This is a genomic window from Bacillus timonensis (assembly GCF_004799755.1).
In the GTDB taxonomy this organism is placed as follows: domain Bacteria; phylum Bacillota; class Bacilli; order Bacillales; family Bacillaceae_L; genus Ferdinandcohnia; species Ferdinandcohnia timonensis_A.
The window spans coordinates 1-25,957 of record NZ_SLUB01000021.1; the positions used below are offsets into that span (position 1 = coordinate 1).

Below are 25,957 nucleotides of genomic sequence, written 5' to 3' on the forward strand. Positions count from 1 at the left end.
ATATAACAAGGATTCTTCCATTTTCATCTTTAAATATATAAAATTGTCTTGCAATTTTAACATTATAGTAATATTATTTTATTTACGAAATAAATGTGGCTAATCTAGAAGAATTTGGGGTGTTTTTATGCAACAGCCAAATAATGGGGCACCTTTGCTAGAGGTAAAGGGATTAAAAACAGGGTTTAACATAGATGGAGAAATCTATCATGCAGTGGATGATGTTTCTTTTAAAGTTAATCCGCGTCAAATTGTCGGAATTGTTGGAGAATCCGGCTGTGGAAAAAGTGTAATGTCAATGTCCGTTATGAAACTATTACCTATAGGAATCGGAGAAATTACCGACGGAGAAGTAGTTTTTCAAGGAAATAATATTGAACATCTAACAGAAACTGAAATGAATAAAATTCGTGGGAAAGACATTTCAATGATCTTCCAGGAACCAATGACAGCTCTTAATCCAGTTTTCACAATTGGGTTTCAATTAGATGAGGTTCTATTAAACCACCAAAATATCTCAAAGCAAAGAGCAAGAAAAATAAGTATTGAACTTCTAACTCAAGTGGGAATTTCTCGTCCTGATAGTATTGTAGATGAATATCCTCACCAGCTATCTGGTGGGATGAGGCAGCGTGTAATGATTGCAATGGCTATTGCATGTCAACCAAAACTATTAATCGCTGACGAGCCGACAACCGCTCTTGATGTTACAGTTCAGGCGCAAATACTCGAACTCTTAAAAACGATTCAAGAAAAGAATGATATGTCAGTTATTTTAATTACACATGACCTTGGTGTTGTAGCGGAGATGTGTGATGAAGTAATTGTCATGTACGCGGGTAAAATTGTTGAAAGAACAGATGTTGATACACTTTTCTATAATCCAAAACATCCATATACAAAACTCTTGATGGAATCTATTCCAAAACTTCATGAGGAAGTTGAAACATTAGGTTCGATTGAAGGAATTGTACCATCCTTAAAAAATATGCCTAAAACGGGTTGCCGTTTTGCTGACCGCTGCCCAGCAGCAATGCCTGAATGTAAGACCATTACACCGGTATTAGCGGAAGTTGAAGATGGACATGATGTTTCCTGTCTATTGTATAAGAGTAGTCGACCTGTAGAAGAGGTGAAATAAGAATGACTAATCCAACACTAGAGAAAAAAGACAATCTTATATTAGAAGTTAAAAATCTAAAAACCTACTATCCAATCAAAGGTGGGTTTATGAGAAAGACCATCGGAAATGTAAAAGCGGTTGATGGTGTTTCATTTGAAATTAAACATGGTGAAACTTTAGGTCTTGTTGGTGAATCAGGATGTGGGAAATCTACAACCGGAAGAACCATTCTTCGCTTACTTGAACCAACAGAGGGTCAGATTCTTTTAGATGGTGAAGATATTACGAACCTAAAGGGAAAACGCTTGAGGGATATCAGAAAGGATTTCCAAATGGTGTTCCAAGATCCATACGCATCACTAAATCCAATGCAGATGGTTGGGGATATCGTAGCGGAACCAATCATGAACTACACTGGAAAATCACTAAAAGCATTAAAAAATGAAGTAATAGATTTATTAAAAAGGGTTGGCCTTCCTGAAGATGCTTTTTATAAATACGCTCATGAGTTCTCCGGGGGACAACGTCAAAGAATCGGAATTGCGCGTGCTTTAGCGCTTAAGCCAAAATTAATTATCGCAGATGAACCCGTTTCAGCGCTTGATGTATCGGTTCAATCGCAAGTATTAAATTTATTAAAAGAATTACAAGAAGAGTTCGGATTGACATTTCTTTTCATCGCTCATGACTTAAGTGTTGTAAAACACATGAGTGACAGAATTGGAGTTATGTATCTGGGTGGTATTGTTGAAATTGCAGAAAAGGATGACTTATATGCTGAACCACTTCATCCATATACACAGGCATTGATTTCTGCGATTCCGGAGCCTGATCCAAGAAAGAAAAAGGAAAGAATTGTTCTTCAAGGTGATGTTCCAAGTCCAGCAAATCCACCAAGTGGTTGCCCATTCCATCCAAGATGTCCAATGGCAATGGAGGAATGTTCTAAAGTTAAACCACAATTAAAGGAGGTGAAGCCAGGACATAAGGTGGCTTGTCATTTACACAAATAAATGGCAGAAAATTTTTACCAACATACTTAAAGGGGGAAAACCTACATGAAAAAGTCAGCATTGTGGACAATCGTACTTTTGCTAGTTATGTCATTATTTCTAGCAGCATGCGGTGGCAATGAAGAAAAAGCTGAAAAAGAAAATGAAAACACTGGCTCAGAAACAGCTGAACCAAAAGAAGGCGGAACAATCACTTTAGCAGTTGACCAAGCTCCTGAAGGTGTTTTTGAATCTGCATATTATAGAAGTGTTATTGATGCACAAATTCTAGGTTTTACTGGTGGTAGTATTTACAAAGTAAATGATGACCTTGAATATGTACCTAATCTTGCTGAATGGACAATCAGCGATGACAAATTAACGTATACTTTTAAATTTAAAGAAGGCGTTAAATGGCACAATGGGGAAGAGTTAACAGCTGATGACTATGCATTTGCTCTTGAAACAATCGCAGACCCAGATTATGATGGTTCACGTTTCAACTATGTTGAAGGAATCAAAGGTGCTACTGAGAAAAAAGAAGGAAAAGCAGACCATATTGAAGGTGTTAATGTAATTGATAAATACACAGTTGCAGTCACTTTTAAAGAAGTAAAAATCAACAACTTAGAAAATCTTTGGTCAGATCCAATGCCTAAGAAACATTATGAAGGCGTTCCTGTTGCTGAACTTGGAGAATCTGATCAAGTTCGTCTAAACCCAGTAGGTCTTGGACCATTCAAAGTGAAAAAAGTTGTACCTGGTGAATATGTTGAATTAGAACGTTTTGATGATTATTGGGAAGGAAAACCACTTCTTGATGGAGTAGTTATCAAAGTTATTGATCCTTCATTAGCAAACGGTGCGTTCCAAAATGGCGAAATTGACATTATGAACATTGCTCCTGCTTCTGTTAAAGAATTAGAAAAAATGGATCATGTTCGCGTAGAAGAAGCTACTGGAACTGTATACTCTTATATCGGTCTTCGTTTTGGTCATCGTGATCAAGCTACACGTACGAACGTAGCAGATTTTGATAAGTTTAAGTCTAAAGAATTACGTCAAGCTTTATTATATGCAATTGATCGTCAAGCAATGATTGATGGTTTCTTATCTGGTAAAGGGAAAGTATTCAATACAGTTATTCCTTCAGCTTTCTGGATGGCTGCTGATGATTCAGAACTAAACCAATATGAATTTAATCAAGAAAAAGCAAAAGAATTATTAGCTTCTGCTGGTTACAAAGATGTAGATGGTGATGGATTTGTAGAAGATCCAGAAGGTAAGCCATTCACTATCAAATTTGGTCACTATGCAGGAAATGCAACATTTGAAGGTCGTTCACAAGCAATCATCCAAAGCTGGAATGATATCGGTGTCAAAACTGAATTAGCTACTGGTAGTCTAATTGAGTTCAACCTATACAATGAAATGAAAGACAACGACGATAAAGAATTAGAAGCATTCTTCGGTTCTTGGGGAACTGGTTCTGACCCAGATCCATCTGGTCTATGGGCAAATGATGCTGAGTGGAACTATGGTCGTTGGGTAAATGAAGATAGCCAAAGACTTCTTGATGAAGGTTTAAGTGAAAAAGCGTTTGATAAAGAATACCGTGGACAAGTTTATGTTGAGTGGCAAAAACTGTTCAACGAAGAATTGCCAGCACTTCCATTATGGGAGAACATGGACCTTTATGGAATTAATGATCGCCTACAAGGTGTACATGTAAATGCTGTTGGATTCCAAGACAATGTTCATAAGTGGTATGTAACTGACTGATCATAGGTTAGTAGAGTTCAAAAAGTCACGACTTGTGGCTTTTTGAACTTCAATTTTAAGTATGAATTTTTTAGATTAAGGAGAAATTAACATGCTCCAATACTCAATTAGAAGAATACTAGGCATGATTCCATTATTACTCCTTGCCTCAATTGTGGTTTTTTCCTTGGCGAAAATAATGCCGGGTGACCCGTTTGGAGGAGAAATTGATCCATCAAATACTGATCCAAAATACATTGAAGAAATGCGAGAAAAATTGGGCTATAACGACCCAATCTATGTACAGTATTGGAGATGGGTAACTGATTTCGCACAGGGTGATTTTGGCAAATCTACTACACATAAAATGGATGTTTCAAAGCTAATCGCTCAAAAAATTCCAAACACCTTATTTTTAGCACTTGTATCTTTATTTTTTACGTACATTTTTTCATTCTTAATGGGAATGTATGCAGGACGAAAACCGTATAAACTTGGAGATAATCTGATTGCAAGTTATAACTATATAGGATTAGCTGTTCCATCGTTTGTTGCGGGTATTGTGGCAATCTATTTCTTTTCGTTTCAGCTTAATTGGTTCCCATTCAGTGGATCAGTTGAAGTTGGACTCGATGAAGGAACGTTTCAATATTATGCAAGTAAATTTCACCATGTGATGTTACCAGCACTCGTTTTAGGATTAATGGGTACTGCTTCATACACGCAATTCTTACGAAATGATATTATCGAAAATAGTCGAAAAGACTTTGTAAGAACAGCAAGGGCAAAAGGAACAAAAGAATCAACAATCTATAATAAGCACATTCTACGTAATTCTATTATTCCGTTAGTAACATTTTTAGGATTCGATATTGCTACCTTAATAGGTGGTGCGGTTATAACTGAAACTATTTTCACATATCCAGGAATCGGACAACTTTTCTTAGAATCCGTTAATACAAGGGATTATGCTGTTATGATGACGATCACAATGTTACTTTCATTTTTAACACTTTTCGGAAATCTTATCGCAGATTTACTGTATGGAATTGTGGATCCGCGCATTCGATTGGATTAAGGAGGAGAATAAATGGAAGTAGTTACGAATACAAATGTAAATTCACCAAAAAATGAAACAAAAAGCCTTTCTCCTTGGGCGATAGCCAGAAGGAAATTCATGAAAAACAAACTAGCTATGATCAGTTTAGTTTTTCTAATCTGTATTGTGTTGGTTGCTATTTTTGGACCGATATTTAATAAGCAAGATATTGTTCGTGTTGATTTCATGAACATGAGGAAAGAGCCTTCAGGTGAGAACTGGCTTGGTACAGATACAAATGGACGTGACGTATTTGCTAGAATGTTACACGGTGCGAGAACATCTTTGATGATCGGATTTTCGTGTACCCTCTTTATTACTTTAATCGGAACAATAGTTGGTTCTGTAGCAGGCTATAATGGTGGGAAAATAGACCAAATGTTAATGCGTTTTACAGACTTTGTTTTAGTATTCCCATTCATGATCTTTGTTATTGTTTTAAACAGTATTCTTACCGGCAAGGTAACGGGAGCATGGACTCTGATTATTGTGATGAGCTTACTGAGTTGGGGTGGGGTTGCCCGTATTGTTCGAAGTAAAGTTTTAGCAGAAAAAGAAAATGAATATATTCTTGCTGCAAAATCGATAGGGACAAGGCCATCGAAAATCATCATTAAACATCTATTGCCAAACGTTTCCTCCACAATCATCGTACAAGCGACGTTAATCTTGGCAGTTATGATTGTTGCTGAATCAGGTCTAAGTTTTCTAGGCTTTGGGGTACCAACGAATACACCAAGCTGGGGGAATATGTTAGCAGAAGCTAGGGATGCCGATGTTTTACGTAATATTACTTGGATGTGGGCTCCTCCAGCAATAGCCATTACATTAACGATTTTATCAATTAATTTCATAGGCGAAGGGTTAAAGGATGCACTAAATCCAAAATCCAACCGTTAGCAGATCTATCACAAAGTGTGATGGATCTTTTTTTTGTCAAAAATTTTACTGATTCAACGCTTTTTTGCGATAAAGTATTATATCGAGAAAACAAAAAAACCTCATTTTTACAAAAGGTTATTACAAATGTTTCGTTTGTAAACCCTATTAAATCAAATGATTCAAGAAAAAATAATGACAATAATAAAAATTATCTTGCAATTTTGACATAGTTTTAATAGAATTTTAAATAGATTAAGAGAAAATGGATTTTTCACTCTTTAATGTAAATTAACTCTATTTTAAAAATTGACTTGTTTTTGTAATCTTTTTGTAATAAAATTTAGGTGATTCTTTTGTCAGATAATTTAGTACCTTTCTCGCTTTAAAGCCTTAGTTTGATAAAACAAGAGAATGCTAGAAAATTTGGTTGATATTTCTGTAAATATATTATATTTTGAATAATGAGTGAACTTATATATAGTTCCGATAAGGAAGGTGAACCTAATTTATGGCTACATTACTAGAAGTAAAAAATCTTAAAACATATTTCTATAAAAAGAAAACAGTAATACCTGCCGTAGATGGCGTTGATTTGAAAATAAAAAAAGGTGAAACCTTAGCTATAGTTGGTGAGTCAGGATCAGGTAAAAGTATTACCTCACTTTCAATTATGAAACTCGTACCTAGCCCAGCTGGAAAAATCGTTGAAGGTGAAATCATTCTTGATGGTAGAAATCTTGTTGATTTATCAGAAGCTGAAATGTGTAAGGTCCGCGGAAATGAAGTGTCAATGATTTTCCAAGAACCAATGACTTCTCTTAACCCTGTTCTTACTGTTGGTGAACAAATCATAGAGGTTTTGATGTATCACCAAAAATTGTCCAAAGTAGAAGCAACAAAAAAGGCAATTGAAATGTTGGAATTGGTAGGGTTCTCAAGGGCTGCGGAATTAATAAATGATTACCCACATCGTCTTTCGGGTGGTATGCGCCAGAGGGTTATGATCGCGATTGCCATGAGCTGTAATCCAAAGCTTCTAATTGCGGATGAACCTACCACTGCACTCGATGTTACAATCCAAGCTCAAATTCTTGACTTAATGAAGGATCTTAGTCGCAAATTTGATACTTCCATTCTTTTAATTACACATGATTTGGGAGTAGTGTCAGAGGTTGCTGATAATATCGTAGTTATGTATGGCGGGCAAGTTGTTGAGCAATCACCGGTAGATGAGTTATTTGATGAACCATTACATCCATACACTGTTGGACTGATGAACTCAATACCTGCAATAGAAGGAGAGATTGAACGCCTTCAATCTATAGAAGGAAACGTACCTTCACCAGAAAATATGCCAAAAGGATGCAGGTTTGCTCCGCGGTGTACAAAAGCATTTGACCGCTGTTTTGCAGAAGCTCCTCAGTTAAAGCAAATGGGTAAAGACCGAGCAGTTCGCTGTTTCCTATATGAAGATGAGGGGGCTAAAGCATGACTACAACAAATTTAGATAAGACGGTCGGTTCATCACAGGAAAATAGTAATATCATACTTGAGCTACAAGATGTAAAAAAATATTTCCCCATCAAAGCAGGTCTTCTGCAGCGAAATGTAGGTAATGTTAAGGCGGTTGACGGCATTAGCCTACAAATTAAAAAAGGGGAAACAATTGGACTAGTTGGGGAATCAGGATGTGGAAAGTCTACAACTGGAAGAACCATAATCAGATTGTACGAACCAACCGATGGGAAAATCATCTTTAAGGGTAAAGACATCACACATATGTCTGAAAGCGAACTTAGGAAATCAGTTAGAAGAGACATTCAAATGGTATTTCAGGATCCTTTCGCAACCCTTAATCCTAGAAAAACATTACGTTCAATCATCAAAGAACCATTAATTACACATAAATTATACACGGCAAAAGAACGTGAAGAAAAAGTAAAAGAATTAATGGAAACAGTTGGATTGAACGCATCATATATCAATAGATATCCTCATGAATTCTCGGGAGGACAGCGTCAAAGAATCGGGATTGCAAGAGCACTTGCTTTAAATCCTGAATTGATTATCGCTGATGAACCTGTTTCGGCACTTGACGTTTCAATTCAAGCACAAGTAATAAACTTAATGGAAGATCTTCAAGAAGAATTTGGCTTAACGTATATTTTTATCTCGCATGACTTAAGTGTTGTAAGACATATAAGTGATAGAGTGGGAGTTATGTATTTAGGTAGAATGATGGAATTAGCAAATAAAGAAGATTTATATGCTGAGCCACTTCATCCATATACACAAGCATTATTATCAGCGGTTCCAGTCCCTAAAAAAGTAGGGGCAATTAAAAGAGAACGAATTGTTCTTAAAGGAGAGCTTCCAAGCCCTTCAAATCCACCAAGCGGCTGTGTGTTCCACACAAGATGTCCAGCAGCAACAGATATTTGCCGCCAACTGGTACCGGAATTTAAAGAAGTTAAACAAGGGCATTTTGTTGCATGTCACCTTTTTGAGTAAAGGTGGCTGCACAGAAAATATATAGATTCTTTGAAGGGAGGAGATGCCACCTAAGAGGGATCATTCTAAGTAGTAAAAACTAAAAATTCTAACAAAATGATAGGGGGAAAAAACGTGAAGTTAAGAAAAAGCTTATGGCTATTTTTAGTCCTAACACTTGTAATGTCACTTTTCTTAGCAGCTTGTTCCGGTGGCGAAAAAGCTGGTACTGACACTGAAAAAGAAGAAACACCGAAAGAAGAAACACCAAAAGAAGAACCAAAAAACACTGATCCTGTAACTGGTGGAGATTTAGTAATTGGTTCTGCTGGTAGCCCAACTTTGTTTAACCCATATTTCTCAACTGATACAGCTTCAAGTGATATTGAGGGGTTAATCTATAACGCACTTGTTAAAACAAATAAAAATCTTGAAACTGAGTTAGACTTAGCTGAAAAGATTGACGTTTCAGATGATGGATTAGTTTATACTGTTAAGTTAAGAGAAGGCGTAAAATGGCATGATGGTGAAGAAATGAATGCCGACGATTTAGTATTTGCATACAGCATGATGAAAAATCCAGATGTAGTTTCTGAGCGTAAATCAAACTTCGAAAGCTTAGAAAAAATTGAAAAAATTGATGATTACACTGTTAAGTTTACTTTGAATAAAGTAGATGTAACTTTCTATCCAACTACATTGGGATCATATGGTCCACTACCTGAGCACATCTTAGGTGATGTTGATCCTGCTACATTACATGAAAATGAATTTAATACGAAAAATCCTATTGGTACTGGTCCATTCAAATTTGTAGAATGGAAAGATGGTGAGTACGTAAAGGTAGAAGCTAATGAAGATTACTTTGAAGGTCGTCCATACTTAGATACAATCACAACTAAGTATGTTGCAGATGCTAATGCATTAATCGCAGCATTACAAGCTGGGGAAATTGATATGTACAATGCATTCCCTGGTACAGAGATTGATACTGTAAAAGCAATTGATGGTGTTAAGATTGAAGAAGATCTAGCATTATCTTATACATTCCTTGCATTCAATCAACAGGATAAAAGATTCCAAGATAAAAAAGTTCGTCAAGCGTTCACTCACGCTGTAAATAAAGAAGCAATTGTTGAAAGCATTATGAATGGTGCAGGTCAACCTGCTGATGCTCCTGATAGCCCATTAATGTGGACATACAATGATGATGTTCCAAAGTTTGAATATGATTTAGAAAAAGCAAAACAATTACTTGAAGAAGCTGGTTGGAAAGATACAAACGGTAACGGTATCGTAGATAAAGATGGCGAAGAAATGTCATTCTCTATCAAAACAAACCAAGGTAACAAAGTCCGTGAAGACATTGCTGTAGTGTTACAACAACAATTTAAAGAAATTGGTGTTGAAGCTAAACCAGAAATCGTTGAATGGTCTGCGTTTATTGAAGCTATCTCTGCTCCAAACTGGGATTATGAGGCTATGATTCTTGGTTGGTCACTATCAACATTCCCTGACCAATATGATATCTTCCACTCTTCACAAGCAGCTGAAGGCTTAAACTTCGTATGGTATAAAAACGAAGAAGCTGACAAGTTAATGGAAGAAGCAAGACAAACAACTGATAGAGATCGTTACGTAGAAATTCACAAAGATCTATATCAAATTCTTGTTGAAGACCAAGCTTACACATTCTTGTATTACCCAATTGAGTACCGTGCAATGCCAGAAGAATTACAAGGTTATGAGTTCCATGCGAAAAATCAATTATTTAATGCACACAAATGGTGGTTACAAACTGCTGAATAATAAAAGACAAACATGATAGTTGCAGAGGGAAGGGTAAATTTTCCCTTCCTTCTTTTTAAATACTGAAAATAACTGGATACCTGTATCTAGATCGAACATAGAATATGAATTTATTAAAAAGTGAAGGAGAAATAGCTATGGTCTCTTATATCATCCGTCGAACATTAATGGCTATTCCCCTATTATTAGGAATTACCATCGTCTCATTTGCGATCATGCATATGGCCCCAGGTGACCCGACTGCACTTATGATGGATCCTAATATTAGTCCAGCAGATAGAGAAGTGGTTATGGAGAAATATGGCTTCAATGACCCAGTCCATATACAGTATTTTAAATGGTTAGGCAATATGCTCCAAGGTGACTTTGGAGATTCCGTTATTAATAAAGGAAGAGATGTTTCTGAATTGATTTGGAATCGATTGCCGAACACCTTGTTGTTGATGGGAGTATCTACGATATTAGCCATCGCAATTGCAGTACCTTTTGGTGTAATTTCAGCTGTACGACCGTATTCTAAGGTAGACTATACTGTTACCGTTTCGTCATTTTTAGGACTTGCTATTCCAAATTTCTGGTTTGGTTTAGTGTTAATTATGGTGTTCTCAGTTCATTTACACTGGTTCCCGGCTTCGGGTACATCTACACTAAATGCTCCTTTCAGCATTTGGGATCGCATTCACCATTTAATCTTACCGGCCTTTGTTTTAGCCACAGCAGATATGGCGAGCTTAACGAGATATACTCGTTCAAGTATGATAGAGGTTGTTAATCAAGACTATATGAGGACTGCAAGGGCAAAAGGTTTTAGAGAAGGCAAGGTTATTGCAAAGCATGGATTGCGAAATGGGCTAATTCCAGTTATTACAATATTTGGAATTATGATACCAAGCTTTATTGGTGGTTCAGTTATTGTTGAATCTGTATTTGGATGGCCAGGCCTCGGTAAATTATTCGTTGATTCAGCATTCCAACGTGACTATCCGATTGTAATGGCAATAACAGTAATTTCCTCCGTCTTAGTAGTAGCAGGAAATCTTATAGCCGATATTCTGTACGCTATCTTTGATCCGAGAATCGAATACTAAAAGGGGGGAAGCAAGATGGCACAACCGAATTTAGCACATGGAAACGATATAGAGTTACAAGGTTTATCTTCAAAAGCAGATACATTAACGAAAATCATGGTACGAAAGTTTTTTAAAAATAAGCTTGCAGTCATCGGTGCAGTCTTATTGATTCTGATTATTTTATCAGCAGTATTTGCACCATTATTAACACCACATGACCCGGATAAACAAGACTTGTTTAAGAGACTTGCAGACCCAAGTAAGGAACACCTTTTAGGTACAGATACATTTGGTCGAGATATCTTAACACGATTATTGTTTGGGGCTAGAATTTCATTATTAGTTGGTTTTGCTTCAGTTGCGGGTGCAATCACGATTGGTACAGCCCTTGGAGCTATAGCAGGATATTTTGGTGGTATTGTTGATGCATTGGTCATGAGATTTGTAGATATCATGTTATCAATTCCACAAATTTTCTTGTTAATCACACTTGTTACACTTTTTAAGCCAGGTGTAGATAAGTTAATCATTATTTTTGCCCTTACAGGGTGGATGACGACAGCCAGATTAGTACGCGGTGAGTTTTTATCCCTACGAAGTCGAGAGTTTGTATTGGCTTCAAAGACAATTGGTACAAGAAGCTTTACGATTATCTTTAGAGAAATTCTGCCTAATGCAATGGGGCCAATTATCGTTGCGGCTACCTTAGCCGTTGGGGGAGTTATCTTAGCAGAGTCTGCTCTTAGTTACCTTGGATTAGGTATTATGCCGCCAACACCAAGCTGGGGGAATATGCTTCAAGGTGCGCAGAGTATTACAATCATGCTTAACCAGTGGTGGGTTCCAACTGCACCAGGGTTAATGATATTAATTACAGTACTTTGCTTTAACTTTGTAGGTGATGGCCTACGAGATGCATTGGATCCAAAAATAAATGAGTAAAAAATAGCCAAGATGCGATCTTGGCTTTTTCTTTTGAACATAACTCTACATTAGACATCTTTTTCAAGCTCGTACCATAGATTATAGTAAGAAATTAGGACGAGCAGGTGATTTAATTGAGAATCCATTATTATCACTTTCTTATTGTATGGTTTACAGATGGTTAGGGCTTTTTTCTTTTTAGTTGGGTATGTATTAGCGGTTTATGGAGGAATTTCTACCATTGCTTATTTAAATTTAACTACGACAGGTCTATCTTTTTTGGAATACTTCCAATTCATTAGTAAAAAAATCGAATGCTATCTAATTGTAGTGGGCTTAGTGATGATTTGGATTAGTATTTATTTTCCAGCAAAGCCTCCAAAAAAGGAATAAGCATGTGCACGTATTTTCTAACAATACAAGAATATTTTGGAATAAAACTTCCTCAATCTGCCTATACTGTTGACAAACAGCTTTGAAGTGAGGGGTAAAAAATGTTGTTTCTTCATGATATTTGGGTAAATTGGTTTGAAGGTGAAGAAAATGGTTACAACGTTTGTCACTTCCATGAATGGCGCAAGGAAGATAGTGTTGAACTGTTAGACCAGGTACCTTTGCTAAAAATTGAGTCTCCGTTGTTTAACTACATTGAAAATGATTTAATGGAATTACCACAACAACTTCTTATGGATGTTCACCAAAAAGCGTATGTTCGTAAAAATCACGAACGGATTCAACTCGATTATTGTTTTGTTGTAACAGATGGCCAAGGGATTATGGCGATCGACACAATAGGCTATAACATCCCGATTCGGAAAAGCCGATTGATTCCACGGCAAGAACAGCTCGTTTATGAAATGGTGAATGGTCATGAAGCAATTCCTTATACCTTTGATAGTAAGGATAGCACAATGGAAAAGGAATATCATATTTTGTCTCCATCACCAATTGAAATGGCGGGCCTAACCCGTAAGGAAAGGCAATTAAAGCAGCTTTTATTTATGGCTTTAGATCAGTTAGCTTCCACCAAAAATGTAGCGGAGATTAGGTATTGGTATACGGAATGGAATCCTTCGAGGTATCAAGAAATTCAGGAAATGCAATTTGAAGAAGTATGGCAAAACCTCTATGAAGAAACCAGAAATGGATGGACAAGCAAGCACGTTCAATTATGCGAAAATCTAATTAAAGGCCAACCTTTTTTTGAGAAGCTTTGGGAAATTGAACATGAATCAAAAGTGTAAATGCATGAAAATTAATTAGAAAAAGGATTTGTCCGGGAACAAATCCTTTTTTTCGTATTCATTATTTTCTTTTTCTTCCTAATCCCATGGCATTTTCCATTTTTTTGACGGTTTTACTTGCTACTTTATTGGCTTTTTCAGCACCAGCGTCAAGGATTTCGTCTAATTTTGGTGAATTTAGAAAGTCGTAATATCTTTCTTGAATGGGACGAATTTCGTTTAATACAACCTCAGCAAGGTCGGCTTTAAAGTCTCCGTAACCTTTACCTTCATAAAAAGTTTCGATTTCTTCAATGGATTTGTTGCTGAAATTCGAATAAATGGTAAGAAGGTTAGAAATACCCGGTTTATTTTCCTTATCAAATTTCACAATTCCCTCTGAATCGGTTACAGCACTTTTGATTTTTTTCTCGATTTGTTTCGGGTCATCAAGTAAGGCTATGTAGCTTTTTGGATTTGGATCTGACTTACTCATTTTTTTTGTAGGATCTTGTAACGACATTATTCTTGCGCCTTCTTTAGGTATCCTTGCATCTGGAATTGTGAAGATTTCGCGATATTTTTTGTTGAATCTTTCCGCGAGATCACGAGTTAATTCAATATGTTGCTTTTGGTCTTCACCGACAGGAACAAGGTCAGCATTATATAGAAGAATATCTCCAGCCATTAAAGGTGGGTATGTTAATAATCCAGCGACAACGGCTTCTTTCCCTTGTGATTTATCTTTAAATTGAGTCATTCTCTCAAGTTCCCCGATATAGGAGACACATTGTAACATCCAGCCTGCTTGAGCATGTGCTGGAACCTCTGACTGAATGAATAGTGTTGCTTTTTCTGGGTCAAGCCCTATTGCGAGATAAAGTGCGGCTAAGCTTCTAATATTTTCGCGCAGTTTTTTTGCGTCTTGTGGTACGGTAATCGCGTGTTGGTCCACAATACAATAGAAGCAATTATATTCATTTTGCAATTCAATAAATTGTTTCATTGCCCCGATATAGTTTCCTAATGTTACAGATCCACTTGGTTGAATCCCTGAAAAAATAGTTTGCATTTGTTTCGCTCCTTTTAAAATATGGATGATAAAGAGTAGTTTAAGTCAAAAATAAAAAACCACCCGCACCTAACAATTAAATGTTAGGGACGAATGGTTACCGCGTTGCCACCCTAGTTATTTTACCCAAACGACTGAGTAAAATCTCTCGTATCCTTGTAACGTAAGGAACACGTCTAAGCCTACTACTAATTTTCAGCAAAGATGCTCAAAAGTCCATTCCATATGTTCCATTGCCTGTTCACACCAACCACAGACTCTCTGGTAGAGGAATTTCCCTCATAATGGTCATCATATGTACTACTCTTCTTCATAGCCCGTTATTCGTATTATTTTTATTATAATCTTTTCATGTCGAATTGCAAGTAGTGGAGCAAAAAAACGATGGAAAACATATAAGCCTCATACGCATAAGTTAAACAGTTTTGAAACAACATAAGTAGCGTATATCTTTGGTAACAAAAAAAGGAAACTACATATTTAGGAGGTCATCTATTTGAAAAAAATGTCGTTGATATTAAGTATACTTTTTGCAAGTACGATCGTACTTTCAGCCTGTGGCACATTTGATAATGGGAACAAAGAAGGTGGCGGAGCTGAGGGCGAAGGTACAAAGCAAGAACTAAGAATCAATATTAGTTCAGAGCCTCCAACATTACATCCAGGCTTAGCAACGGATTCAACATCCGGGGTCGTATTGACCCATGCTTTTGAAGGATTAACTCGCATTAATAAAAATGGAGAACCAGAAGAAGCGATGGCTGAAAAAATTGATGTTTCTGAGGATGGCAAAACGTATACTTTTACGCTTCGTGATGCTAAATGGTCTAATGGCGATCCTGTAACAGCCCATGATTTTGAATATGCATGGAAATGGGTATTGGTGCCTGGAAACCAATCAGATTATGCATCACAAATATACAATTATATTGAGGGTGCAAAAGACGCTTATAACACGCCAGATATTTCAATCGAAAAAATGGACAGTGTTGGTATTAAGGCAATTGATGATAAAACACTTGAGGTAAAATTGGTCAATCCAACTGCTTATTTCTTAGAATTAACGGCCTTTTATACGTATTTTCCCGTAAATAGTAAGATTGCAAAGGATAATCCGGATTGGGCAAATCGAGTGGATGAATCCTATGTTTCCAATGGACCGTTTGTCATTGCAGATAAGTCAGCAAGTATTACTCTCAATAAAAATAAAGACTATTGGGATGCTGATTCAGTCAAGCTTGAGAAAATCACAATGGATATGATTAATGATCCAAATACTGAATATCAAAGCTTCAAAAAAGGAGAGTTGGACTGGGCTGGTGCTCCAACATCAGCATTGCCGACAGATGTTATTCCCACATTAGACAAAGAAGGTACGTTACAAAAGAGCGCTATTGCTGGCACCTATTGGTACAAGTTTAATATTAATAAGGAACCGTTTCAGAATGAAAATCTTCGAAAAGCTTTATCTTACGCAATCGATCGAAAAGCGATTGTTGAAAATATTACGCAAGGTGGGCAAATACCAGCAATGGCCTTAGTTCCATCGGCAATTCTTAAGGAAAATGAAAAGGGCTATTTTAAAGACAATGACGTGGATGCTGCAAAGGAACATTTACAAAAAGCATTAGATGAGCTTGGATTAGCAGATGTATCTGAACTTCCTGAGATTGCTCTTTCCTATAATACTTCAGAAGGACACCAAAAAGTTGCACAAGCGGTTCAAGATATGTGGAGAAAGAATTTAGGGGTCAATGTAACCCTTAATAACGCTGAGTGGAACGTGTATCTTGATAATATTGACCAAGGTAATTTCCAAATTGGTCGTGCTGGCTGGTTGGCTGATTTTAATGATCCTGTAAACTTCCTTGAAATTTTTACAGTCCCACAAGGAAATAATGATACCGGGTGGACAAGCGAGAAGTTTAATAACCTGCTTGCTCAAGCAGCAAAAGAAACAGATAAAGATAAGCGACTGGGTTTACTAAAAGAAGCTGAGCAAGTGGTCATCGGAGAAATGCCGATTGCACCTATTTATTTCTATACGAACAACTGGGTTCAGAATGAGAATTTAAAAGGTGTGGTTATTTCTCCATTAGGAGATGTTCAATATAAGTGGGCGTATTTTGAATAATTCAAAATAGGTCCTCTCAAATAAAACATAAAAGTAAGGTATATAGTTGACCTATATACCTTACTTTTTGAACAGATCAAAAGTGATTCAATGGGAGGTGTACGAAGTGGCAAAGTATATCATTAAGAGATTAATCTACATGATCGTTTCTCTCATCTTGATTGTGACGGCCACATTTTTCTTAATGCAGGCGGCTCCAGGTGGTCCATTTACGAAAGAGAAAGATGTCCCTCCAGAAATTGAAGCGGCTCTAAATGCGCATTATGGTTTGGATCAACCCTTATATAAACAGTATTTTGATTATTTATATGATGTGGCTAGATGGGATTTTGGTCCATCCTTTAAATATAAAGCTATGACAGTAAATGAAATTATCAATAATGGATTTCCAATTTCCCTTTTCTTGGGGATTGAGTCGATTTTATTGGCTATTGCATTTGGCGTTGTTTTAGGTGTGATTGCAGCCCTTTATCATAACAAATGGCAGGATTATTCAGCGATGATTGTTGCCGTATTAGGTATTTCTGTTCCAAGTTTCATTTTAGCAACAGTATTGCAATATGTATTCGCTATAAAACTAGACCTTTTTCCAGTTGCAAGATGGGAATCGTTTATGCATACGATTTTACCTGCCATTGCTCTAGCCTCTTCACCAATGGCCTTTATTGCAAGATTAACACGTTCAAGTATGCTCGAGGTATTGGCCAATGATTACATAAAAACAGCTCGTGCTAAAGGATTGGCTCAATGGACGATTACGATAAAGCATACGATACGTAATGCAATGCTACCTGTAGTCTCCTACATGGGGCCATTAACAGCTGGAATCTTAACAGGAAGCTTTGTGATTGAAAAAATCTTTGGAATACCTGGATTAGGGGACGAATTTGTAACGAGTATCACAAACCGTGATTATACCGTCATAATGGGAGTCACAGTTTTTTATAGTATCTTACTCTTGATTTCTGTTCTCCTTGTCGATATTTTGTACGGATTTATTGATCCTCGTATCAAGTTATCTGGAGCAAAGAAAGGGGAGTAACGTATGCAGAATATTCCTAAGGAAATGTTTACGCCCGCAACTATAAATGAGAATGAAGCCGAAAAAATTTCGAAACCAAGTTTATCCTTTTGGAAGGATGTCACTTCAAGATTTAAGAAAAATAAACTCTCATTAGCAGGAGTCGTATTATTAATCCTTTTACTCATTATGGCGATTTTTGGGCCAATGATGAATGAATTTGATTATCGAACAACAGATCTTGCCCATGCCAATGAGGCACCATCTAGCGTGCATTGGTTTGGAACAGATGAACTTGGAAGAGATGTCTTTACAAGAACATGGCAAGGGGCGCGAATCTCTTTATTTATTGGACTTGCAGCTGCTGTTATTGACCTAGTAATTGGGGTTTTATGGGGCGGTATATCCGGCTATATGGGGGGAAAAGTCGATGAATTTATGATGAGATTAGCAGATATTTTGTACGGGGTACCTTATTTGTTATTAGTGATTCTACTCATGGTAATTCTTGAACAAGGGCTCGGTACTATGATTCTTGCGATGACGATAACCGGTTGGATCAATATGGCGCGGATTGTGAGAGGACAAGTCTTGCAGTTAAAGTACCAGGAATATGTTCTTGCGGCTCAAACCTTAGGGGCTGACGTTAAGCGCATTATGTTTAAGCACTTGATTCCGAATTCCATGGGGCCCATTCTAGTTACGATGACGTTGACGATTCCAAATGCAATTTTTACTGAATCCTTTCTAAGTTATCTTGGCTTAGGTGTACAAGTTCCACTTGCCAGCTGGGGAACAATGGCCTCAGAAGGCTTGCCGGCTTTTGAATATTATCCATGGCGTTTGTTTTTCCCGGCTACGTTAATCTGTATCACGATCTTTGCTTTCAACGTAATAGGCGATGGAATGCGAGATGCATTAGACCCAAGGCTGCGCAAGTAAGGGAGTGAGTGAATGGAAAAATTATTAGAAGTAAAAGACCTTGAAGTCTCTTTTCAAACCTATGCGGGTGAAGTAAAAGCAGTCCGCGGTGTGAATTTTGATTTATATAAGGGTGAAACACTTGCCATAGTTGGGGAATCAGGGTCAGGTAAAAGTGTAACCTCTCAAACAATTATGAAGCTTATTCCAATGCCACCTGGAAAAATTACAAAAGGTCAAATCCTTTTTGATGGTGAGGATCTTGTTCCAAAAACCAATAAGGAAATGGAGAAGATTCGCGGAAAAGATATTGGTATGATCTTTCAGGACCCTATGACCTCCCTTAACCCGACGATGAGGGTTGGCATGCAAATTATGGAGGTTTTGATTAAGCATCAAAATATGTCTAAGGGAAACGCAAAAGATCGTGCAATCGAGCTTCTAAGACTAGTTGGAATCCCAAGCCCAGAGAAGCGGGTGAATCAGTATCCCCATGAATTTAGTGGGGGGATGAGACAGCGTGCGATGATTGCTATTGCATTGGCTTCCAGCCCAAAATTATTGATTGCTGACGAACCAACCACGGCTTTGGACGTAACGATCCAGGCGCAAATTTTGGAATTAATGAAGGACCTCCAAAAGAAGTTGGAAACATCGATTATTTTTATCACCCATGATTTAGGCGTCGTTGCCAATGTCGCAGATCGAGTTGCCGTAATGTATGCTGGGAAAATCGTTGAATATGGGACGGTTGATGAAATTTTTTATAACCCAAAACATCCCTATACATGGGGATTATTGTCGTCAATGCCAAGTCTAGATAGTGATAATCAAACCGAGCTTATGGCTATTCCGGGGTCACCGCCAGACCTTACAAATCCTCCGAAAGGGGATGCGTTTGCGCCAAGAAATCGTTTCGCGATGAAAATTGATTATGAAATGGAACCCCCAATGTTTAAGGTTACGGATACTCATTATGCAGCAACATGGCTCCTTCACCCTGATTCACCTAAAGTAGAGCCTCCTGAAGCTGTAAAACGTCGAATGAAAAACTTCTCATCCGAAAGGCAACACAGAAAGGATGATGAATGAAATGGCTGAAAAGCAAAAACTAGTTGAGATCAGAAATTTAAAGCAATATTTTAATGTTGGAAAACCAAATATGGTCAAAGCGGTGGATGGGATTACCTTTGATATTTACAAGGGAGAAACACTAGGTCTTGTGGGAGAGTCAGGCTGCGGAAAGTCAACCACGGGAAGGACCATTATCCGTTTATATAACGCTACCGGTGGAGAGGTTATTTTTAACGGTGAAAATGTTCATGGGAAAAAGTCGAAAAAAGAGTTGAAAAAGTTTAACCGGAAAATGCAAATGATCTTCCAAGATCCATACGCTTCCTTAAATCCGAGAATGACTGTAGCGGATATTGTGGCTGAAGGTATTGATATTCATGGGCTTGCTAAAAATAATAATGAGCGAATGGAACAGGTTTATTCACTATTGGAAACTGTTGGGCTAAACCGTGAGCATGCAAATCGGTATCCACATGAATTCTCAGGAGGGCAGCGGCAGCGGATTGGAATTGCACGTGCACTTGCAGTTAAACCAGACTTTATTATTGCAGATGAGCCCATCTCAGCCTTAGACGTTTCGATTCAAGCACAGGTTGTTAATCTGATGAAGAGGCTCCAAAAAGAAAAAGGATTGACGTACTTGTTTATTGCACATGATTTGTCAATGGTCAAATATATAAGTGACCGAATAGGAGTGATGTATTTCGGGAAAATCGTTGAGCTTGCAGATGCGAACGATTTATATTCAAACCCGATACATCCATATACAAAATCATTGTTATCAGCAATTCCGCTGCCTGATCCAGATTATGAACGAAATCGTAAAAGACTGATTTACGATCCAAAAGAACATGGATACTCAGAAAATGAAGAGGTAAAACTCCGTGAAATTAGACCAGGACATCTAGTCGCCTGCTCGGAAAAAGAATACAAAGAATATAAAGCAAAGTACAGCTAAATGGCCTAATGGGCCATTTTTTATTTTGATTAGATTTACCATTAATATCAGAAGGGTTTCTTAGAAGAATATAATATAAAGACAACCTAGTTCATACAATTGAATAAATATTAAAATTATGAAAAGATTGTCTAATTTTGTAGGACTTTCTGAAAAATTCATATAAACTGGAAGTAAAGAGTGGAAGGAAGGAGGAAAGTATGAAAAAATTTATCTCTTTTCTATTAGTTATCGCTTTAATTGGATTCGGTGTGTTTTATGTAAAAGATACAGGATTTGCAGAAAATAAAATATTGACGATGGAATCTCATTCTATGAGTAAATCGGTTATAACTAAAAAAGAAATCCCAGAGCTGGTGAACCGGTTTGAATTTAATTCAGGCTATCAATTCGAATATCCTGATGCTATTAGAGGTATTTATGTATCAGCACATTCAGCGGGTGGAGACCGTTTTCCACGACTTGTCCAATTTATTGATGAAACGGATCTAAATGCGATGGTCATTGATGTTAAGGACGATTTCGGATATTTGACTTACGTCCCACCAAAGGGCTCGAAATATCAAGGGATAAGTAAGGATTATATTAGAGATCCGACTGCCTTACTTAAAAAGCTTGAGGAGAAGCAAATCTATCCAATCGCCAGGGTTGTCGTATTTAAAGATTCTGTATTAGCAAAGCAAAGACCCGATTTATCCTTTAAAGTAGGCGATAAGGTTTGGACAAATGGACGAGGGGAAGCATTCGTGAACCCATTTTTAAAAGAAGTTTGGGATCACAATGTCGGGATTGCAATTGAAGCGGCAAAGCTTGGATTCCAAGAGATTCAATTTGACTATGTTCGTTTTCCAGAAGGATTTGAGAAACGAGATGGTTCCTTAACCTATGGCATGGGGGAATATGAGAAGGCGAATATAGATAATGTACAAAAACGTGTGGCTGCTGTCACGGATTTCGTAGCATATGCAAAAGAAAAATTAGATCCATATCATATTAAGGTTTCAGTTGATATTTTTGGATATACAGCAACATTGCCTGAAGCACCAGGAATTGGTCAAAATTTCTCCAAGATATCTGAGAATGTCGATGTCATTTCTTCCATGATTTACCCGAGTCACTGGACATCCTATTTTGGTATTGCACGCCCTGACTTAGAACCATATCGTTTAGTTTCAGAATATGCAAAAGTTGAAAACCACAAACTGGGCCAAATTGAAAATAGACCTATTTCAAGACCCTGGCTACAGGACTTTACTGCAAGTTGGCTTGGAAAAGGAAATTATACGGTATACGGCAAGGATGAAATAGAAGCACAAATAAAAGGGTTGCAAGACCAAGGTATTCATGAATTCTTACTTTGGAACGCTGCAAACACCTATACAAAGGGTGTGGATTACACACCATAGAAAAAAACTGGCCGGTCCCATCACCTTTGGGACCAGCCTATAGTTTGTTATTTTTTTCGTCCACCTACGTTTTTCCAACCAGTCTTCACACGGGAATCACGATTGACGATATCTGATCCAGCCTTACCGCCAAAAACTCGTTCTCCAACACCATTTGCCATAACACCCATTAAAGCAGTAATTCCAATGACCAAAACAGCAATTAGACCTAAATCCATTATGTAGCTTGCCATGAATATCCCCCTCAAATGAAAACGTATTCCTACTTCTATTCTATTCCAAGTGAAGTATGATTAAAAGAGGGAATAATGAAAAAGGAGAACAATCTCTTTTCATTTGCATACACTAAGGATGTCCAATAAAAAATACAAGGAGTAGTTGTATGAACTGGTACGAGAAACTAAATCAGTATTTTCCAATTGAAGAAATGAAATCAAAAGAACATATGGAAACTTTATTGAAGGAAAAAGGAGATATTTACTACAAAGATGAGGGTCCTTACCATGTTCTGATGTATGCTGAGTTAGATAGATTTATTTTTATTGATTACCTTTTTGTTTCAAAAGAATCCCGAGGACAAGGGTTAGGACATAAACTCATCGAAAAATTAAAGAAAAAGGGTAAGCCAATTATCCTTGAAGTCGAACCTGTGAACTATGAAGACTCAGATACCGAGAAAAGACTAAAGTTCTATAAACGGGAAGGTTTTGAACATGCTACCTCAATTGGTTACGAGCGCAAATCATTGGCAACAAATGAACAAAACCAGATGGAAATATTATACTGGTCTCCAACAAATCAATCTGAAGAACTTATTTATGAAGCCATGAAAAAAACATATGAAGAAATTCACAAATATAAAGATAAAGAATTTTATGGGGAATCTTACCAGGATGTTAATCAAGTATTATCATTTAACGACAATAATGATAATCGGGACATCTTAAAAGATGTGTGATTTTTTAAGCATTGGGAACTGATTACTCCTATTGTTTTTCTATTTAGAACTATAGGTGTATCAAGGTCTTACTGATTTAAAAGTTTTCTTTAAAATTGTCTATCTTTCTCAGAAAATTTGAGGTATAATAATTAAAGAAATTACTTAATTAAACTAATTTTAATTTAGTATATACATCCATGACCAATCATGCTGATTGTTAAGTAATAATCTACTTTTTAAGGGAGTGATAAGGTTAATGGTTACTCTTTATACTTCTCCAAGCTGTACTTCTTGCCGTAAAGCGAAGTCATGGTTAGAGGAAAATCAAATTCCATATCAAGAAAGAAATATTATTTCAGATTCTCTTTCAATCGAGGAGATCAAAGAAATTTTACGTATGACGGAAGATGGAACAGACGAGATTATTTCAACTCGTTCCAAAGTTTTCCAAAAATTGAATGTAAATCTGGAGACAATGCCTCTTCAGGATTTATACAAGTTAATTCAAGAAAATCCTGGTCTTCTTCGTCGACCAATTATCATTGATGAGAAGAGATTACAGGTAGGATATAATGAGGACGAAATCCGTAGGTTCTTACCAAGAAAGGTTCGTACCTTCCAACTAAAAGAAGCACAACGCTTAGTAAACTAACATCTAGAAACTTCTACTGTTAAAACGTAGAAGTTTTTTTGTTTATTAGGACATTTTACTCGTTTTCTGACGCGTTTCATATTATAATGGTACATAAAACAGAAGCTACTGAAATGACTTAACCTAAATTCATGCTCATATTGCATGAAAAACCGGGCAAAACAACTGTTTTTTAAAAATTAACCTTTTTTATTTCCATTCTCATATCTTTTAACATAAAATAAAAGTACAAGATATAGACTTTTTTCTTATCTGTAGGTTATTCTACAACATTTATGGGAAAAGTGAATAAAAGAGCATCTGGCTCGGGGGTATAACGTCCCTTCAAAATCTGAGCAAGAAGGGAGAGGTTCTGTAATGGAAATCGAACGTATCAACGAATATACAGTGAAATTCTATATTTCATATAATGACATAGAACAGCGCGGGTTTGAACGTGAAGAAATTTGGTATAACCGTGAGCGAAGCGAAGAGCTCTTTTGGGAAATGATGGATGAAATTCATCAGGAAGAAGAATTCACGATTGATGGTCCACTATGGATCCAAGTCCAGGCGTTAGAAAAAGGGTTAGAAGTTCTTGTGACACGAGCACAGCTTTCAAAAGATGGGAATAAATATGAACTTCCTGTGGGTGACGATAAAATTCCAGTTGATGAGAAGATTGAATCTTTACTTGATCAACAATTTCATTCAAAATACGAGGACAAAGACTTTATTGAAGAATTTGAGGAAGAAACCTTCCAATTTTTAATTCGGTTCCAAGATTTTGAGGATGTCATTTCACTAGCACATCGTATCCAGCTTGAAGGATTAAGCAATTCCTTGTACACCTTCGAAAATAAGTACTACTTATTTATCGATTTCAACGAGGAAATCTACACTGAAGATCAACTTGAAGATATGCTTAGCATTGTGTTGGAATATGGGCAAGAGTCGGCAATGTCGATTCATAGAATTGAAGAGTATGGTAAAAAGATTATCCATGAGAATGCATTAAATGAATTGGTTAAATATTTCTCGCTATAATCTAAGTCGAATTCCATTTTTGGAATCGGCTTTTTTTTTTGGAAAAATGTTCATAATTTTTAAATTGTACAACCAGATTTTCTATGCTATTTTAAAGAAGCAAACTAATTGAAAAAGGAGATGATGCCGTGTTTGTTGCATTACGTGAAAACGGTACATACATATCACTCGTGGAAAAATGGAAACGTTCCGATTTGCTTGAGCTTCGCAGCCATGAGCTATTTTATTGTCCGGCTTGCCAAAGCAAAGTCCAACTGAAGGCGGGCTTGAAAAAGACCCACCATTTTGCACATTTAAAAGGAGTAGAATGTACGGTTAAAACAGAACCAGAGTCTGAGTATCACCTTGAGGGGAAACGACAGCTCTTCCAATGGTTCCAAGCCCAAGGGTATGATGTCAAGCTCGAACCATTTTTACCGGAAATCTCACAACGTCCAGACCTCTTGGTCACCACACCTTATACACGCTTCGCAATTGAGTACCAATGCTCTCAACTTGATTATTCCTTATTTAAAAAGAGATCCCATTCTTATAAGACGGAAGGTATTGTACCTATTTGGATTTTGGGTGCAAAATGGTTTAAGCGGGTGTCTACCCATTCTGTAAAACTTTCACCATTTCAATGGCTTTTTGCCACCTCCTTCAACCAACCTGTCCACCCTAGCATCCTTTATTACTGCCCAGATACGTCTACATTTGTTAAACTCTCTAATCTTCAACCATTTACAACAGCCGAAGCTTTTTGCTCGATGTATTTTTATAAAGAAAAAGAAATATCCTTTTCAGAACTATTGAATCCGGACAATCGTATTTTTACTTTGCATCCTATATGGGCTAGAAAAAAACAAAAGTGGAGAGCAAGCTACTCCTTTTATAACTCTACCCAGTTGTCCTCATTTTTGACCACGCTTTATCAAAACAGAATCCCGCCTGCCCATTTACCAGGTGAAGTGGGATTACCTGTACGATCAGGTTACTGGTTTCACACACCTTCGATGATTTGGCAAATGTGGATTTTGCTTGATCTTTTGCTTCGCCTTAGGAAAGGGGATCCTTTCTTTTTTTCATCCATAATGGAGGTTATTTCAAATCGAATTGCTTCAAAAGAGATTGAAATTAGACAGTTGCCTTTGGTGTTTCATACACAATATTCACTTGCGGTTGAGGAGTACCTACATGTATTGGTGAAAGCAGGAAATCTAAAAAAAATGTCTAAAACCAAATATGAAAAAATAAAGGATTTTACAATTCCAACAAGCTTAGATGAAGCGAGTATGATGGACGAAAAAATGCTGGCAAGTGTTGGAAAGCATGAAGAAATTGGATTGGTACATCCTAATATTGGTAGAGATCTAAGTGAAGGTTGAATTCAAAAAACTT

23 protein-coding genes and 1 other annotated feature are annotated in these 25,957 nt (G+C 37.0%); of the genes, 21 read left to right on the plus strand and 2 right to left on the minus strand.

Annotation, left to right across the window (positions count from 1 at the left end; translation table 11 throughout):
* The first annotated feature begins 127 nt into the window (after positions 1-127).
* The 11 genes from E1I69_RS12535 (at position 128) to E1I69_RS12590 (ending at position 13,394) form a co-directional block, all read left to right on the plus strand.
* Complete coding sequence (locus E1I69_RS12535; RefSeq protein WP_136379941.1) at positions 128-1,141, plus strand: ABC transporter ATP-binding protein; 1,014 nt, start codon at positions 128-130, stop codon at positions 1,139-1,141.
* A 2-nt stretch (positions 1,142-1,143) separates the two neighbouring features.
* Entirely contained in the window at positions 1,144-2,136 is a 993-nt protein-coding gene (locus E1I69_RS12540; RefSeq protein WP_136379942.1) for an ABC transporter ATP-binding protein, read from the plus strand.
* 45 nt (positions 2,137-2,181) lie between these two features.
* Positions 2,182-3,897 carry an oligopeptide ABC transporter substrate-binding protein gene (gene opp4A, locus E1I69_RS12545; protein ID WP_136379943.1) on the plus strand — a complete coding sequence of 572 codons (1,716 nt, stop codon included), beginning with the start codon at positions 2,182-2,184 and terminating at the stop codon, positions 3,895-3,897.
* Positions 3,898-3,988: 91 nt separating this feature from the next.
* Positions 3,989-4,954, plus strand: a complete 966-nt coding sequence (opp4B, locus tag E1I69_RS12550; protein ID WP_136379944.1) for an oligopeptide ABC transporter permease — start codon at positions 3,989-3,991, stop codon at positions 4,952-4,954.
* 12 nt (positions 4,955-4,966) lie between these two features.
* Entirely contained in the window at positions 4,967-5,875 is a 909-nt protein-coding gene (opp4C, locus tag E1I69_RS12555; RefSeq protein ID WP_136379945.1) for an oligopeptide ABC transporter permease, read from the plus strand.
* 490 nt (positions 5,876-6,365) lie between these two features.
* On the plus strand, positions 6,366-7,349 hold the full coding sequence (locus E1I69_RS12560) for an ABC transporter ATP-binding protein (RefSeq protein ID WP_136379946.1): 984 nt from the start codon (positions 6,366-6,368) through the stop codon (positions 7,347-7,349).
* Positions 7,346-8,368: an ABC transporter ATP-binding protein gene (locus tag E1I69_RS12565; RefSeq protein ID WP_136379947.1), complete on the plus strand. Its 1,023-nt coding sequence runs from the start codon at positions 7,346-7,348 to the stop codon at positions 8,366-8,368. Before E1I69_RS12560 ends, E1I69_RS12565 begins: the two co-directional genes overlap by 4 nt.
* 114 nt (positions 8,369-8,482) lie before the next feature.
* Entirely contained in the window at positions 8,483-10,156 is a 1,674-nt protein-coding gene (locus E1I69_RS12570; protein ID WP_136379948.1) for a peptide-binding protein, read from the plus strand.
* 137 nt (positions 10,157-10,293) lie between these two features.
* The gene (locus E1I69_RS12575) at positions 10,294-11,244 is read left to right on the plus strand and encodes an ABC transporter permease (protein WP_136379949.1); all 951 of its coding nucleotides are present in this window, start codon (positions 10,294-10,296) and stop codon (positions 11,242-11,244) included.
* A 15-nt stretch (positions 11,245-11,259) separates the two neighbouring features.
* Positions 11,260-12,168: an oligopeptide ABC transporter permease gene (opp4C, locus tag E1I69_RS12580; RefSeq protein ID WP_136379950.1), complete on the plus strand. Its 909-nt coding sequence runs from the start codon at positions 11,260-11,262 to the stop codon at positions 12,166-12,168.
* Positions 12,169-12,644: 476 nt separating this feature from the next.
* Complete coding sequence (locus tag E1I69_RS12590) at positions 12,645-13,394, plus strand: YjbA family protein (protein WP_136379951.1); 750 nt, start codon at positions 12,645-12,647, stop codon at positions 13,392-13,394.
* A 61-nt stretch (positions 13,395-13,455) separates the two neighbouring features.
* Here E1I69_RS12590 and trpS read toward each other — a convergent pair whose 3' ends face one another.
* Positions 13,456-14,445, minus strand: coding sequence for a tryptophan--tRNA ligase (trpS, locus tag E1I69_RS12595; RefSeq protein ID WP_136379952.1), 990 nt, complete (start codon positions 14,443-14,445; stop codon positions 13,456-13,458).
* 82 nt (positions 14,446-14,527) lie between these two features.
* Positions 14,528-14,768: a binding site (T-box leader), on the minus strand.
* Positions 14,769-14,950: 182 nt separating this feature from the next.
* Here trpS and E1I69_RS12600 point away from each other — a divergent pair.
* The 6 genes from E1I69_RS12600 (at position 14,951) to E1I69_RS12625 (ending at position 21,959) form a co-directional block, all read left to right on the plus strand.
* Complete coding sequence (locus tag E1I69_RS12600) at positions 14,951-16,579, plus strand: peptide ABC transporter substrate-binding protein (RefSeq protein ID WP_136380003.1); 1,629 nt, start codon at positions 14,951-14,953, stop codon at positions 16,577-16,579.
* 106 nt (positions 16,580-16,685) lie between these two features.
* Positions 16,686-17,621 (plus strand): ABC transporter permease, encoded by a 936-nt coding sequence (locus E1I69_RS12605; RefSeq protein ID WP_136379953.1) that lies wholly within the window; start codon positions 16,686-16,688, stop codon positions 17,619-17,621.
* A gap of 3 nt (positions 17,622-17,624) precedes the next feature.
* A complete protein-coding gene (locus E1I69_RS12610) occupies positions 17,625-18,542 on the plus strand; it encodes an ABC transporter permease (RefSeq protein WP_136379954.1) in 918 nt (305 codons plus the stop codon).
* 12 nt (positions 18,543-18,554) lie between these two features.
* Positions 18,555-19,613, plus strand: a complete 1,059-nt coding sequence (locus E1I69_RS12615; RefSeq protein ID WP_136379955.1) for an ABC transporter ATP-binding protein — start codon at positions 18,555-18,557, stop codon at positions 19,611-19,613.
* A gap of 1 nt (position 19,614) precedes the next feature.
* Positions 19,615-20,553, plus strand: a complete 939-nt coding sequence (locus E1I69_RS12620; protein ID WP_136379956.1) for an ABC transporter ATP-binding protein — start codon at positions 19,615-19,617, stop codon at positions 20,551-20,553.
* A gap of 200 nt (positions 20,554-20,753) precedes the next feature.
* Positions 20,754-21,959: a putative glycoside hydrolase gene (locus E1I69_RS12625; RefSeq protein WP_136379957.1), complete on the plus strand. Its 1,206-nt coding sequence runs from the start codon at positions 20,754-20,756 to the stop codon at positions 21,957-21,959.
* A gap of 47 nt (positions 21,960-22,006) precedes the next feature.
* Here the strand turns inward: E1I69_RS12625 and E1I69_RS12630 are convergent, their stop codons facing one another.
* On the minus strand, positions 22,007-22,192 hold the full coding sequence (locus E1I69_RS12630; protein WP_136379958.1) for a hypothetical protein: 186 nt from the start codon (positions 22,190-22,192) through the stop codon (positions 22,007-22,009).
* Between the two features lie 149 nt (positions 22,193-22,341).
* On the opposite strand from E1I69_RS12630, the gene E1I69_RS12635 reads away from it, so the two are divergent.
* From E1I69_RS12635 to E1I69_RS12650, 4 genes are all read left to right on the plus strand, one after another.
* Positions 22,342-22,917 (plus strand): GNAT family N-acetyltransferase, encoded by a 576-nt coding sequence (locus E1I69_RS12635; RefSeq protein ID WP_136379959.1) that lies wholly within the window; start codon positions 22,342-22,344, stop codon positions 22,915-22,917.
* A gap of 238 nt (positions 22,918-23,155) precedes the next feature.
* Positions 23,156-23,551: a transcriptional regulator SpxA gene (spxA, locus tag E1I69_RS12640; RefSeq protein ID WP_099354197.1), complete on the plus strand. Its 396-nt coding sequence runs from the start codon at positions 23,156-23,158 to the stop codon at positions 23,549-23,551.
* Between the two features lie 357 nt (positions 23,552-23,908).
* A complete protein-coding gene (gene mecA / locus E1I69_RS12645) occupies positions 23,909-24,577 on the plus strand; it encodes an adaptor protein MecA (protein WP_136379960.1) in 669 nt (222 codons plus the stop codon).
* Positions 24,578-24,705: 128 nt separating this feature from the next.
* Positions 24,706-25,944, plus strand: coding sequence for a competence protein CoiA (locus E1I69_RS12650; RefSeq protein WP_161974887.1), 1,239 nt, complete (start codon positions 24,706-24,708; stop codon positions 25,942-25,944).
* Positions 25,945-25,957 lie beyond the last annotated feature (13 nt).